This window comes from Pseudaminobacter soli (ex Zhang et al. 2022) (assembly GCF_014595955.1).
In the GTDB taxonomy this organism is placed as follows: Bacteria; Pseudomonadota; Alphaproteobacteria; order Rhizobiales; family Rhizobiaceae; genus Kumtagia; species Kumtagia pseudosoli.
Window position 1 is genome coordinate 209704 of sequence record NZ_JABVCF010000011.1, and the last position, 13533, is coordinate 223236.

Annotated in this window: 15 protein-coding genes and 1 pseudogene; 9 read left to right on the forward strand and 7 right to left on the reverse strand. The window is 61.8% G+C overall.

Annotated elements, in window-relative coordinates; translation table 11 throughout:
* The first annotated feature begins 210 nt into the window (after positions 1 to 210).
* The 5 genes from HUI96_RS20550 (at position 211) to HUI96_RS20570 (ending at position 2020) form a co-directional block, all read left to right on the forward strand.
* Positions 211 to 504: a substrate-binding domain-containing protein gene (locus HUI96_RS20550; RefSeq protein ID WP_188256554.1), complete on the forward strand. Its 294-nt coding sequence runs from the start codon at positions 211 to 213 to the stop codon at positions 502 to 504.
* A gap of 75 nt (positions 505 to 579) precedes the next feature.
* Positions 580 to 825 (forward strand): hypothetical protein, encoded by a 246-nt coding sequence (locus tag HUI96_RS20555; RefSeq protein ID WP_188256555.1) that lies wholly within the window; start codon positions 580 to 582, stop codon positions 823 to 825.
* 72 nt (positions 826 to 897) lie between these two features.
* Positions 898 to 1224 carry a thermonuclease family protein gene (locus tag HUI96_RS30295; RefSeq protein WP_425299255.1) on the forward strand — a complete coding sequence of 109 codons (327 nt, stop codon included), beginning with the start codon at positions 898 to 900 and terminating at the stop codon, positions 1222 to 1224.
* A gap of 47 nt (positions 1225 to 1271) precedes the next feature.
* The gene (locus tag HUI96_RS20565; protein ID WP_188256557.1) at positions 1272 to 1505 is read left to right on the forward strand and encodes an excalibur calcium-binding domain-containing protein; all 234 of its coding nucleotides are present in this window, start codon (positions 1272 to 1274) and stop codon (positions 1503 to 1505) included.
* 179 nt (positions 1506 to 1684) lie between these two features.
* A complete protein-coding gene (locus HUI96_RS20570) occupies positions 1685 to 2020 on the forward strand; it encodes a hypothetical protein (protein ID WP_237684255.1) in 336 nt (111 codons plus the stop codon).
* 14 nt (positions 2021 to 2034) lie between these two features.
* On the opposite strand, the gene HUI96_RS20575 is transcribed toward HUI96_RS20570, so the two are convergent.
* Both HUI96_RS20575 and HUI96_RS20580 read right to left on the reverse strand, forming a co-directional pair.
* A complete protein-coding gene (locus tag HUI96_RS20575; protein ID WP_337918498.1) occupies positions 2035 to 2244 on the reverse strand; it encodes a DNA recombinase in 210 nt (69 codons plus the stop codon).
* A gap of 2 nt (positions 2245 to 2246) precedes the next feature.
* A complete protein-coding gene (locus HUI96_RS20580; protein WP_188256605.1) occupies positions 2247 to 2453 on the reverse strand; it encodes a hypothetical protein in 207 nt (68 codons plus the stop codon).
* Between the two features lie 119 nt (positions 2454 to 2572).
* On the opposite strand from HUI96_RS20580, the gene HUI96_RS20585 reads away from it, so the two are divergent.
* Complete coding sequence (locus tag HUI96_RS20585; protein WP_188256558.1) at positions 2573 to 2716, forward strand: hypothetical protein; 144 nt, start codon at positions 2573 to 2575, stop codon at positions 2714 to 2716.
* A 175-nt stretch (positions 2717 to 2891) separates the two neighbouring features.
* Here HUI96_RS20585 and HUI96_RS29530 read toward each other — a convergent pair.
* Positions 2892 to 3277: pseudogene (locus HUI96_RS29530) on the reverse strand (OB-fold nucleic acid binding domain-containing protein); the annotation flags it as partial.
* Positions 3278 to 4005: 728 nt separating this feature from the next.
* Between HUI96_RS29530 and HUI96_RS20595 the strand changes: the two are divergent.
* From HUI96_RS20595 to HUI96_RS20605, 3 genes are all read left to right on the forward strand, one after another.
* Positions 4006 to 4731 carry a two-component system sensor histidine kinase NtrB gene (locus HUI96_RS20595; RefSeq protein WP_337918499.1) on the forward strand — a complete coding sequence of 242 codons (726 nt, stop codon included), beginning with the start codon at positions 4006 to 4008 and terminating at the stop codon, positions 4729 to 4731.
* A 280-nt stretch (positions 4732 to 5011) separates the two neighbouring features.
* On the forward strand, positions 5012 to 5992 hold the full coding sequence (locus HUI96_RS20600) for a WD40/YVTN/BNR-like repeat-containing protein (RefSeq protein ID WP_188256560.1): 981 nt from the start codon (positions 5012 to 5014) through the stop codon (positions 5990 to 5992).
* Positions 5993 to 6232: 240 nt separating this feature from the next.
* Positions 6233 to 8011 (forward strand): SLC13 family permease, encoded by a 1779-nt coding sequence (locus HUI96_RS20605; protein WP_188256561.1) that lies wholly within the window; start codon positions 6233 to 6235, stop codon positions 8009 to 8011.
* Positions 8012 to 8064: 53 nt separating this feature from the next.
* Here HUI96_RS20605 and HUI96_RS20610 read toward each other — a convergent pair whose 3' ends face one another.
* From HUI96_RS20610 to HUI96_RS30090, 4 genes are all read right to left on the reverse strand, one after another.
* Entirely contained in the window at positions 8065 to 9495 is a 1431-nt protein-coding gene (locus HUI96_RS20610) for a cytochrome ubiquinol oxidase subunit I (RefSeq protein ID WP_188256562.1), read from the reverse strand.
* 478 nt (positions 9496 to 9973) lie between these two features.
* Positions 9974 to 10870: an ABC transporter permease gene (locus HUI96_RS20615; protein ID WP_188256563.1), complete on the reverse strand. Its 897-nt coding sequence runs from the start codon at positions 10868 to 10870 to the stop codon at positions 9974 to 9976.
* A gap of 11 nt (positions 10871 to 10881) precedes the next feature.
* The gene (locus tag HUI96_RS20620) at positions 10882 to 11979 is read right to left on the reverse strand and encodes an ABC transporter permease subunit (RefSeq protein ID WP_188256564.1); all 1098 of its coding nucleotides are present in this window, start codon (positions 11977 to 11979) and stop codon (positions 10882 to 10884) included.
* Entirely contained in the window at positions 11976 to 13523 is a 1548-nt protein-coding gene (locus HUI96_RS30090) for an ATP-binding cassette domain-containing protein (protein ID WP_188256565.1), read from the reverse strand. Before HUI96_RS30090 ends, HUI96_RS20620 begins: the two co-directional genes overlap by 4 nt.
* Positions 13524 to 13533: the final 10 nt, after the last annotated feature.

A 13533-nucleotide genomic window follows, 5' to 3' on the forward strand; every position in this document is an offset into this window, starting at 1 on the left:
ATCCTCCGTGGCAATGCCCCCCGCTCGTGCTTTGTGTCTACACATTTTTGCTTCGAACTGGAACCAGGGCTCGTGGCGATACACAAGATTCACCTTCGCGGACACTTTCGGCAGTTTCCCCATTTGAACGCATCTAGCTGGAAACCGCGTCTTTCATGGAAATGACTGCTGACGAGCCACGGAGCAGGTCGCAGAACGTTTGGAAGGGTGATGGGCGGGATACCTCGACGCCCAATGGCCGCTATGGCGCTGGGCGGCTGCCGCGCCCTGGTCGAAATGGGGATACAGCCGGGCAAGGACGTGGCGGTCGTCGTCATCGTCCACACGGCGCTATGCCGGTATTACTCGCCGCGGCTGACCAGCTTCCGTCCGGCGCTGGAGCCGCTTGGCCAGCGGCTTGCGGAAATGTTGTTAAAGTCCATGCCCGCCTTCGCGGGACCTGAAGGCGCGAAGGTCATCCGCGAGGTCTGGCCGCCGGAACTCGTTGTCCGCGACAGCGACTAGGCTTGTCTCGGTGGCCGAACATAGGCCCGCCGCGACGCGCGGTTCCCAGTCCGCCGGCGGCTTCTTCATGCACCATTGGTTGCCGTGGGCGCCCCAAAGCTGAATGCCGACGAGATCGCTTCCGTCGAAATTGACCGTGGCATTATCCAGCGGGAAATGCAGATCGCGGGCCTCGTACCAGAGGGCCTCGATCTTGTGCTCGCCGGATCCCTTCTCCAGGGCAGCCATTCGCGCATCGGGCGTTGGAATAGCCATGCTGTTGAAGTCGAGCGGGGATCCGTCGGCGATTTCCCGCAAAGATCGTGGCTCATGCGCAAGTAACTTTCACATGTAACTCCGGGGTTGCAAGGCTTTGCTACGGAGAGATGATCAGTTGTGAGATGCGCCTGAGAGATGGCAGCTCTGCGACAGGCTGGAAAGAGCTATCGGTGCGGCTGGACTACCGCCGAGGCTTTGGACGGGTTCTTGGCAGCGTCCAGACCAACCAAATCCCGACAAGTGGACCGGGACCGATACGGTCGGGTCGTAGCTGACTGCTGGCGTGCTGATGGCAGCAACGTCAATGTCTGGCTTCTCCGGAGAGGTCACGCTCTCGACTGGCCCAGATACAGCCGCGGGAAATACGCGACGGAACAAGCGGCCGCTCGACGTGAGAAGGCCGGGGTTTGGCAGGGCGATTTCATCGAGCCCTGGGAGGCGAGGAAAGCCAGATCGCAGTAGCCCCGGCTGCGGCGTCTAAAGCGCCGGGTATTAGGAGGGGGGAAGCAATGGGAGTGATTTTCGTAGTTCTATCGGCATCGTTGTCGCTGTTCAGCGTCAGCAGCGACGTCCCTTGGACAGAGCGGCCGACTGAGACGGCGCAGTCATGGTCTTGCTCGCCGCGTCGAACCTGCAAACAGATCGCCTCATGTGACGAGGCGTATTGGTACCTGCAGAACTGTTCCTGGGGTGGACGGCTGGACCGTGACGGTGACGGTCGCCCGTGTGAGAGCCTCTGCTAGACGACAGGCTCGGTAGGGCCGCTACCGGCCGTTAAGTAGCCTCGTGCAAACTGTGATCGCGATATTGGCGGGGGAGGGCAGGAATGCGGAAATTCAGGAAGGCAGCCGCATACTTAGTGGTCATTGCAAGTGTCGCAGTTGCGACGTCGCCGAGCTTTGCGCAAGCAACGATCCGATCAGTGGATCCAGGACCTCGACTGCTGGAATCCTACATCGCCTATATCGGCCCACAGGATCTCTACAACTCACGAGGCATTCGGCTTACGGAACCTTGCAAATCCTGCGGCAGGACCGAGCGAATTTTCATCGATATGGCAAAGCTGACCGAGCCGACCAATACGACCTCCTTCTTCGCGGATGAACGAAACCGCGCAGCTATGGAGGTCATGCTGATGCGGGGCACCATCCAGGCACGCGCTGCCCGTGATCTCGTGAGCGGCGGCGCGATGATTCTGGTCGAAATCTATGGCCGAGGATCAGTAGGCGAGTACATCGACGTCTCGGTAATGCGGTGATCGCCGGCTGGAAGCTACAGGAACCCATCCCCAGCATGATCGCTGTAGCGATCGGCGCGCCTTACATAGGTCTCGACCGATCGAGGATCCCGATGTCGGCTCACCTCCATGATCCGTCTGATCGAGGCGCGGTTGTCGGCGGCCGAGGTTATGACCCCGGCCCGCAGCGAATGCCCTGACAGCTTGTCGATGTCGAGCCCCGCCGCGTCGGCATAGTGCTTCACGATTAGCGCTCCGATTGAGCGTTGAGTTGTTCCGGCTTCAGGCGGTCGCCACGGCCGACGCCGCGGAAGACCGGTCCTTCGATGATCCCGGCTGCGGAAAGCCACTCCTGCAGCCTCTGGAGGGGGAGCAGAGCCTTTCCGTTCAGGATGGCCACTGACTGCCCCTTGCCCTCCCGGTCGGTCTTGGAGCGGCCCAGGAAGACATCCACGCCTTTCTCATTAGACGTCAGATCCTCGACCTTAATCCCGACGAGCTCGGAGCGGCGGAAGGCGCCGGCGAAGCCCAGCAGTAACAGGGCCCGATCGCGTTTGCCCTTAAGCGGCGCCGGTGGCGCTTTTCGACGAGCAGTCGCGCTTCGTCGGGGCGATCGGCATACGCGACGTGCTTTCGGCGGTCCTGCGGAGGGTCGCCGCCACCTCATGCTCAGATGTCCCGTTCGAAGCCGAGAAGACGCGAGTAGGCCTGATGTGACGCATTGTCGCCAAGCTTTGACGCGGATGGAGGATAATGGCGCTTTCCACTATCGCCGAAGGGTCACGAGAATGTCAGCTTACCTGTCCGCCTTGCCTGAAACCGGACAGTCTGAAGCCGGCCCGTTCACGTCACTCATTTCTCTCCATCGCATGGGCGCTGGGGTACCTGACCGTCACCTGAAGTTCCTTGGCTTGACCTCCAGCCTGTCGATGTGAAGGTCGGCAATGTAGATGTCTCGCATCGGCAGTCCTTTCGGAGGCAAGCCACGCGGATCCAGCGCCGGGCTGCCGCCATGGAACTAGTCGCCCCGGCCGTGCGGAAGCGGGAAGGGCGCACCCCGCTTCCTGATGCTCACCAGTTCCGCGAACAGGTCGGTCAGATGGTGAGCAACAAGGTGCACGACCTCGCCCTCGCGCTGCACGCGTCCTTTGACCGAGACCATGCCGGCCCCAGAATGATGCGCCGATGCCGCTCGAACACCTTCGGCCAGACGACCAGGTTGGCGATCCCGGCCTCGTCCTCGATGGTGATGAACATCACCCCCTTCGCGCTCCCCGGGGGTAGGCTGCCCTGAGGCTGCAGAAGCAAGCCAAGGCGGTACGATATCCCTTGGCGAAGCAGGGGGTCGAGCCAAGCTTCAGGGGGACGGGCGGCAACTGGTTTTATGACCGGAGGGAGTTCGACCGGATGCTGGAGAGGCTACCGACGCGCCGGCGATCCTTGCGCCGCGGCGGAGGGGGCGGGAACGAGTGCAGTAAGGCTGCCCGGCCCCCTTAGGAGAGGGCATGGCAGCTTCCGTTCAGGCGGGTGTTTCCGAACATTGGGTCAACAGCTTGTGGCAACGCTCGGGGCGGGGCGGAAATCCCATGGTCGCGATGCGGCGTCTTCCGATGGCCTCGTTCCGAAGGTTAGCTCGGCGGGGTCGTTCAATGGCATCCTGGCTGGCGCGGCTGGGAGAGGTCTACCGCCACCGAGTTGCGACAGCCGACGCGACTGAATGATCAAATAGTTCAGATCAGGAACTGCGTGCGTATCCCTCGTTTGATTGCAATCGAGCAGAAATAGTGTTCTGAGCGGCTATTAATTCCTTTGACGAAACTGTTTTATTGTTGCCTTTGCGCGATAGCCAGCCTTCGTGATCTCCGCCGTAGCCTAGCTACGAACAATTTGGCATTGCGGGGTCGGATGTGACACAGGCAATGTTTCCCAACCACATCGGGCAGCCGGGGTCCAACTCCGCGGCAAAGGCATCAGACCTCCGCCCCCCTTCCGCCTCTGAATGCAGCGTGGAGCAGCGCACCGTCGCGACGCAGAGGCTGGCCGCGCTGGGCGAACTTACGGAGGGAATAGCACACGATTTCAGAAACCTGCTGACAGCAATCGGATCGGGGCTAAGGCTGGCGGAGACGAACTCGGACGAGCCCGGGAAAGTGCGCGCATACCTTACGGAGGCGAGAGGGGCGATCGACCGTGGGATCGAGCTGACCTCGCAGCTTCTCGCATTTGCCAGGCATCAGGAACTAGATCCCCACGCAGGCAACGTGAACGAGTTTCTGCAAACGTTCGAGCCTTTCCTGAGATACGGGGCCGGACCCGACGTCCGCGTCGTGTTGGATCTCGCTCCCGACCTCCCAAGCTGCCTCATAGACCCCGCGTTCTTCGATGCCGCGGTCCTCAACCTGGTCGCGAATGCGAGGGACGCTATGCCGGGCGGCGGCCAGATCGAGATCAGCACAAGCCGGATCGTCGAGATTGCCGGACCAGAGCTCTCCGCTCTCGGAGATTATGTACGGGTCAGGGTCAGGGACAACGGGCGGGGAATGCCGCCGGAAATATTGAAGAGAGTGTTCGACCCGTTCTTCACCACCAAGGGCGACAAGGGAACGGGAATAGGCCTTCCTCAGGTACGGGCGTTCACGAAGATGGTGGGCGGTCAGATCCGCATTGACACCACGCCGGACGTGGGCACGACGGTAGACATCCTTTTTCCGGTTGTGGTGGAAAAGGATTAGCCGGAAGGTATCTCCTTCCCGGGACGGAAACGTGCCGTCACAGACTAGATGTTAGCGCTGGTGGCGGGCCGCCGCAGCATGGACGGTCGGTCCGTGACGTGCTGCGGCGGCCATCAACCGTCGATCTAGGTGGCTCATCCCGTCTACCTGTTGGCCACCGCGGCCGCCGCCCTTGCGCCAGCGCCATTGCACGTTCTCAGTGAAACCATCGGCAAAGTTGAAGGTTGGGAGCAGTAATCGCGGCTCAGCCCCTAGTTGGTGGAGTTGAACGAGGCAGTTCATGAGGACGCTTTATGCGGCCACCGGCGACGCATTCGCCTGCATCCGCGACGACGGGGGCATATGGAGGGCATCGCTGTCGTTGCAAGGCAAGGGCGTGCAATGCCTTGCGCTGGACCCGCTCAATTCTGCCAGCGTCTATGCTGGAACGCGCGGCAATGGCGTGTGGAGGAGTCGCGACGGCGGCGTTAACTGGCGCAACATCGTACTCCCTCAGCCGGATGTATTCTCACTCGCGGTAAGTGCGGCCGATGGAGCGGTCTATGCCGGCACCGAACCAAGCCATCTTTTTGTTAGCCGCGATGGCGGAGAGACCTGGCGGGAGCTTCACGCGCTGCTTGAATTGCCTTCCTATCCGGAATGGCGCTTCCCGCCGCGGCCTTGGACGAGCCACGTGCGCTCGATCGCGCCCTCGCCGCACGACGCCGGCCTGCTCCTGGCCGGTATCGAGCTGGGCGGCCTGATGCGCAGCCTCGATGGGGGCGAATCCTGGCAGGACCACCGCCCTGGCGCGCAACGAGACGTCCACGCTCTCGCCTGGCATCCAAACGTACCGGGCCGTGCCTATGAGGCGGGTGGCGGCGGCGCCGCATGGAGCCGCGACGGCGGTGATAAATGGTTCCTCGCCAACGAGGGGCGTGACCGTGATTACTGCTGGGGCCTGGCGGTCGATCCCGACGACCCCGACACTTGGTTCACCTCCGCGGCAGCAGGGCCGCGCCGTGCCCATGGGCAGCTCGCCGCGCATGCTGCCATCTATCGCTGGCGTGGTGGCGGCCCTTGGGAGGAACTCAAGGGCCGGCTGCCGCAGCAGCCGCTGAAAAACATGCCGAGAGCCCTTGCCGCCGCGCGTGGACAGCTGTTCGCTGGCTTTGACGATGGTCGCATCTATGCAAGTCAAGATGGTGGTGACGACTGGAACGCGCTTGCCATGCACGGCGATCACCTGTCGCGCGTTGAGGCGCTTGCAGCTGCTGATTGATGCACCGCCGAGCGCGTGACTGGCATTAAAGAGCAGTCCCACGCGAAGATCGGCAACTAACGTCTTGCGGGCCGTAAGACGGTGGCGCGGCACGAATCCGGGCAGGGGCGCTGATCGGGCCGCATCGCTCGCGGTTGGTGGCCTGTGGAACGCGACCGCTATCCTGGGCGTTTCCAGCGATCCGTTGACCGGGTTGCGCGCAACCCGGACCGTTTCGATAGGTTCGCTGAGGACGCTGCAGTGTCGTCCGAACAGATGATCGCGCTCGCCGTTCTCGGCATCACGATGGTGCTGTTCATCTGGGGACGGTGGCGCTACGACTTGGTGGCGGTGTTTGCATTGCTGGCAGTCGTCCTGACGGGGCTCGTTCCGGCCCAGACGGCCTTCAACGGCTTTGCCCACCCCGCGGTTCTTACCGTCATCGGCGTGTTGATCCTGAGCCGTGGCCTACAGAATGCTGGCATCATCGACATGATCGTGAAGCTGCTGGGGCCTCTTCAAGGGCACCCGGCGCTACAGCTCACCGGGCAGACCATCATCATCACGACCCTGTCCGCGTTCATGAACAACGTCGGCGCGCTGGCTCTGATGCTGCCCGTGGCCATACGCACAGCATACCGGGACAATTTCTCTCCGGCTTTGGTACTGATGCCCCTGGCATTCGCATCGTTGCTGGGCGGGACGATTACGCTTATCGGCACACCGCCCAATCTCATCGTCTCGAGCTTCCGCGAGGATGCCGTTGGCAGGCCATTCGCCATGTTCGATTTCGCGCCCGTCGGAGTGCTGGTTGCCATCGCGGGGATTCTGTTCCTCGTGCTGGTTGGCTGGCGCCTGATCCCGCAGGATCGGCGCCGCCGCGCGAATGCCTCCGATGCCCTCAGGATCGAGGATTACATTGCGGAAGTCGTTGCGCGAAAGGGGGCAAGGGCGATCGCGCGCACCGTCGGCGAAATCGAGCGACTGTCAGAGGAAGAGGCTGTCGTAGTCGCTCTCGTGCGCGGAGACGAGCGTATTCCCGAACCCCGTTACGATGAGGAGATCGTGGAGGATGACATCCTTCATCTTCAGGGCAGCCCCGAAGCGCTCAAGACCGTGATCGATGAAGCCGGACTGGCGCTGCTTGGGCACAAGGGGCGCAGCCTGACAAGCGGCGCAGCCGGCACTGCTGATGTTGTCGAGGCAATCGTCTCGCCCAGATCAAGCGCCATCGGGCACACTCCGGCCTCGCTGCGTTTGCGTGGACGGTTTGGTGCCAATCTCCTGGCCATTTCGCGCCATGGGCGCAGGATCCGCACCCGCCTGAGGGACGTGACATTCAAGTCCGGCGATGCAGTGCTGCTGCACGGAGCCAGGGCGAACATAGGCGAGGCTCTTACTGAATTGCACTTCTTGCCGCTCGCCGAGCGCGACATCGGCATCATGCGTCCGCGTCGGCTGATCCTCGCGAGCAGTCTGTTCGTGGGTGCCATCTTGGCAACAATGCTCGGTCTCATGCCCGTTCACATTGCCTTCATCCTGGCGGCAGCCCTGATGGTTGGCACCGATATCGTGACGCTCAACGAGCTTTATGACGCAATCGACTGGCCGGTCGTCGTCCTTATCGGAGCCATGTTCCCCATAGGCACCGCCCTGGAAACAACAGGCACAGCGGCCCTGGTTGCAAACGGGTTGTTGTCGGGCGTTCGCGGCCTTGCGCCAGTCTGGGCGCTGCTGCTGCTGCTTATCGCAACCCTTCTGCTCACGGACTTCATCAACAACAGCGCAACCGCCCTTGTCATGTCGCCGATTGCCGTGAGCATGTCGGGACAGCTCGGCACCAGCCCCGACCCGTTTCTGATGGCGGTCGCCGTGGGCTCGTCCTGCGCATTCCTGACTCCCATTGGCCACCAGAACAACGCGCTCATTCTCGAGCCAGGCGGATACCGTTTCGGCGACTACTGGAGGATGGGGCTCCCGCTCGAAATTGTCGTCGTGATCGTTTCAGTTCCGGCGATCATGGTCGTGTGGCCGTTCTGAAAGAAGATTCGGGCACACGAACACGACGCTCAGGATAGGTCAGTGGTCCAAGTTCAATTCCCGACCGGGCTGGCTCCAATGGCGCGACGCGGGTCAAGCCCCTGTGCGGGCGTGATGCCGGCGGTGCGGATCGGCGCACTACCTCTCTCCAGGCCCGGCTCCGACGGAAACGGCTCATGGGCCATCAGGCGCAGTATGTACCAGGTGCCCACCGAAAAGACGGCGAAATAGACGACGATAAAGGCCAGGAGGGACGAACCGACCGCCGGGGCGGCGAGCGGCGAGACCGATTCGGCCATCCGCAGCAGGCCATAGACGGTATAGGGTTGCCGCCCGGCTTCCGTCGTCACCCAGCCGGCGATCACCGCCACGAATCCGGCTGGTCCCATTAGCGTCGCGAATTGGTGTAGCGCCCGCGTGTCGAACAGGTTGCCGCGCAGATAGGCGACGAGCGACCAAACGCCGAGCGCGAGCATGAGCAGCCCCAGCCCGACCATGATGCGGAAGGACCAGAAAACCACCGGGACGTGAGGCCATTCCTCCCGCGGGACGGTCTCCAGTCCTTCCATGGGTGCGTTCAGGCTATGCTCCAGGATCAGGGAGCCAAGCTTTGGAACGGCGATGGGGTAATGGACGGTCGCCTCTTGTTGGCTTGGAAGGCCGAAGAGATAGAGCGGCGCGCCCTCGGGATGGCTTTCGAAATGCCCTTCCACGGCCATGATCTTCACGGGCTGATGCTCGAGCGTGTTCAATCCATGGAAGTCGCCCACCAGAACCTGGACGGGCGCCGTCACCATGATCATGCCCATCGCCATGGCGAACATCACGCGCGCGCCCTCGTTCGTGCGGTCGCGCAAGAGGTGCCAGGCGCCGACCGCCCCCACCACCAGGGCAGTCGTGAGGTAGGCTCCGAGCACGGTATGAACGAGCCGGTACGGGAAGGAGGGGCTGAAGATGACCTTCCACCAGTCCGCCGGAACGAACTGGCCGGCTTCGTTGGTGAGATGGCCGCTCGGCGTCTGCATCCAGGAATTGGCCGCGATAATCCAGAAAGCCGACAAAAGCGTGCCCGCCGCGACCAGCAAGGTAGCGGCGAAATGCAGTCCCTTGCCGACCCGCGTCATGCCGAACAGCATGATGCCCAAAAAACCCGACTCCAGGAAAAAGGCGGTGAGCACCTCATAAGCCAAAAGCGGCCCGATGACAGCGCCCGTCCTGTCTGAGAATACCGACCAGTTGGTGCCGAACTGGTAGGTGAGCACGATCCCGGAGACCACGCCCATTGCGAAGCTAAGGGCGAAGATTTTGATCCAGTAGTGGAAGACATCGATGAAAACGCCGCGTCCGGTCCACAGCCACAGCCCCTCCAGCACCGCGAGGTAACTTGCGAGCCCGATGGTGAAGGCAGGGAAGATGAAGTGAAACGAGACTGTGAAGGCGAATTGAATGCGTGCCAGGAGAAGGGCATCAAAGCCTTCGAACATTGCGTTCTCCGATCTCGTGGGCTCACACGATACCTAGTGCTGAGCGGCAGCCCGGCAACACATCAGACAGCAGAGTTCTCTCGCCGGCCGCACCCCATGTCTTCATCGCCACATCCTGTTGGACTGTCGCCAAGATTTTTGGACTCGAACGGTGACCAACCTCGCTGCAGGCCATCCTAGTGCCGTTGAGGCGACAAATCACGGATGCTTCATTCCACAATCATTTGCTGCCGCACCGTTGGGAACGAAAAAATAGAAGGTAGCTAGCCTCCTCTCGTCGCGGGGATTCTGAACCCTCGCCATGTGAATAGCGCGACGGACCCGCCGGGCCAAAAGGACAGATTACATGTAACGGCTGCGTTCTGACACGACCGAGCATCGGACGCGTCTGTCACGGCTGCGCTAGGCGGGGGTGTCCGCTCATGCCTCAGCCGGGCCGACCGCGACATTCTTAGCCAGTAAACGCTCCTGATCCAGCTCAAGCGCCGACCCTTCGCTTGAAGGCGGACTGCATGCCTGCAACACAAAGGGCTAGTACGGTCAAAACGTATGGCAGTGTCAGCAGGAGTTCGCTGGGAAGACCGAAGCCCTGAAGTCGATCCGTTAGGGCTCCCGCGAATCCAAAGAAGAGCGCAACAAGAAACACCTGCAGCGGGCGGTGAAGCCCGAAGATCACCGCCGCGAACGCGATAATCCCGCGCCCGGCTGTCATATTGTCCGTGAACATCGCCAGCAGGCCGAGCGCCAGCTGCGAACCGGCCATCGCGCAGCAGAATCCCGTGATCGCCACCGAAATGTAGCGCATGCGACGCACATTAATTCCGGCAGCCTCGGCCGCTTCTGGACGCTCCCCGGTCGCCCGGAGCGATAGTCCGAATGGTGTCCGATAGAGGGCGAACAGGAACAACGGCAGCAGCAGCCAGGAAAGGTAGGTCAGCGCCGTTTGATTGCTGAGGACCGGCCCGATCAAGGGAATATCGTGGACCAACGGTATTTTTATGGGATTGAGCTGAACCAGAGAGAAGATGCCGCCGCCCTGGCCCATCGCGTTGAGCATGAAGACCGTGCCGCCCTGGGCGAGCAGGATGAAGCCCAGGGCCGAGATGATCTGGTCGGCTTCAAGGTCGATGACGATCCAGCCCCAGATTAGGCTGAGCAGGACGCAGACGCACCCGCTGAGCAGGATACCGATCCAGACATTGCCAGTTAGGGTTCCGAAAAGCACGCTGAAGAACGCGCCGAACAGCATCAGGCCTTCCAAGGTGAAGTTGAATAATCCCGCCTGGTGGCTTACCAGTCCGCCCATGGCGGCCCAAATCAGCGGCGTGGCCGCGACGAGCGTTGATGCAATCAAGGAAACGGTGAGGATATCCATGCCCGGCTCCCTTAACGGCCTCTCAGCCTGCCGATGAACCAGGCAAGATAGCCCCGCAGACGGTTGGCCGAGACGAACAGAATGATCGAACCTTGGAGTATCCAGATAATGCTCTTCGACAGGCCGAGCGTCCGTTCGATCTCTGAGCCTCCAGCTTTGAGGATGCCGAGGAACAGTCCCGCTGGAATGCAACCGGCGATGCTCCCGTTCGCTAACAGAGCGACAAGGAAACCGTCGAAGCCGAAACCTGGGTCGAACTGGGAGACGAAACGCTGATTGATGCCGATGCTCTCCGAGGCGCCGATCATCCCGGCAAGAAAGCCGCTGAGACAGAAGGCGAGCACCATGCGACGTCCGATCGGAACACCGGAGTAGTGGGCGAAGGCCGGATTGGCGCCTGTCATTCGGATCTCATAGCCCGCTACCGAGCGCGCCATGAAATGCGCCAATAGGATTGCGGCCCCGATCGAAACGAAGATCATTACCGAAACGTTTCCGACGGGGAAGATGGACGGCAGCACGGCGCTTGGAGCCACCTTCACGGACATGAGGAAGGCCGCCGAAGTCGGATCACGAAAGAACTGCCGGACGAGGAAGTCGGCAATTCCGATCGCGACGTACCAAAGCATCAACGATGTAACGATCTCACTCGCCCCGAGATATCGCCGCATGATCGCAGGGATGAACGCCCAGGTGGCGCCCGCAAGTCCGCCGCCTAGAATGGCCGCGACCGGATGAAGGCCCCATGGGAGCGTGACGCCGAAGCCGATTAGGCTGCCGACAAATCCACCCGCGTAGATCTGGCCGGAAAGCCCTGCGTTGAACAGACCGGCCTTGAAGCCAATCGAGACGGCAAGCCCTGCGAGGATCAGGGGCGTCGCCCAGCGCAGCGTCGAGGAAATCCCGAACAGACTGCCAAGCGCGCCACGCAGGAGGGCTGCGTAGACATCCAGTGGATTCACCTCGATGCAGACGAGCAGAACCGAGGTTACAAACAATCCCGCCACGGTGGCTATGACCGGCATTTGCAGCGCATTCCAGGCTCGCGCCAAACTGCGGCGAGCCCGCGCTTCGGCCGCAAGATTCCCCATCTGCGACTGGACCGTCACGCTTTGTCTCCCACCCTCGGAGCCCCTTTGCCGGCCTGCATTCCGGCCATGAGCAGGCCAAGCGTCTCTGCCGTCAGATCCTCCGGCAGGGCCTCAACCATCACGCGTCCCTGGTACATCACGACGATCCTGTCCGAGAGACGCAGGATCTCGTCGAGGTCGGAGGAGACGAGCAGGACACCCGCCTTCTGACGCCGGCTCAGGAGTTGATCGTAGATGAACTCTGCGGCGCCGATATCAACGCCGCGCGTTGGATGGGCCACGACGATTATCTCGGGGTCGCCACTCAGTTCGCGGGCGACGATCGCCTTCTGCATGTTACCGCCGGAGAGGCTTTCTGCATCCGCGTCAATGTCTCCCGGCCTGACGTCGAACTCGCGTATTAGCGTCTTGGCTCGATTGCGCGCGGCGCCCTGGTCGATCCAGACACCCCGAGACACGGGTGCGGACCGGTGTGCTCCCATGACCAGGTTGTCGAGAAGCGACGCCGTGGTCGCAAGGCCAGTTGAGATGCGGTTTTCAGGCACATGGGCCACGCCAAGCCGCCTCATCTCGGCTGGGCTCGAGCTACGGCCGACATTGACGCCCTTTATTCGCAACGCGCCGGCGCTCGGATGGCGCAGGCCAGTAATGATCTCCACCAGTTCGGATTGGCCGTTTCCCTCAACCCCAGCCACACCTAAAACCTCACCGATCCGCAGACTCATCGACACATTATCAAGGCGCGTGCTGCCAAGTCCGTCCGAATAGCAACTCACGCCATCAAGCTCGACGAGCGTCTGTCCGACTTCCCTCTGAACCTGCCGTGGCTTCGCGAAAAGCTCATGTCCCACCATGGCGACGGCAAGCGCATTCGGGCTGGTCCGCGCCGTCTCGGTCTCCATGACGACCCGTCCCGCGCGCATCACCGTCACGCGATCGGCGATTGACATGACTTCCTGCAGTTTGTGGGTGATGAAGATGATGGTCTTGCCCCTGTCGCGTAGCGTGCGGAGGTTTTCCATCAGAGTGGTGGCTTCCTGCGGCGTGAGGACCGCCGTCGGCTCGTCCAGGATCAGCACCTCCGGATTGCGGTAAAGCGCTTTCAGGATCTCGGCGCGTTGCTGGACACCGACCCGGCATTCCAGAATGCGCCGGCGCGGATCGACCGCGAGGCCGTACTTCTCTGCGAGTTCCTTGACCTGCCTTTCCGCATCGCGCTTCAGGAAGAGGCCTGCGCGCTGCGGCGGGTTGGAGAGAACCACGTTTTCCGTAACGGTCAGCGAGTCTATGAGGGAAAAATGCTGGTGCACCATCCCGATGCCATGCCTCATGGCCGCCTCGGGATTGCGCAGCATTACCTCCTCGCCGCGCAGCAATATTCGCCCTTCCTCGGGCATGTGTAGGCCGGCGAGCGTCTTCATAAGCGTCGACTTGCCAGCACCGTTCTCCCCGACGATCGCATGGATCGACCCGGCCTCAATGGTGAGATCGATCGCTTGGTTGGCGACGAAACTGCCGAACCTTTTCGTAACGCCGATGAGTTGGATGATCGGTGTGGGCACGATTTGTCTG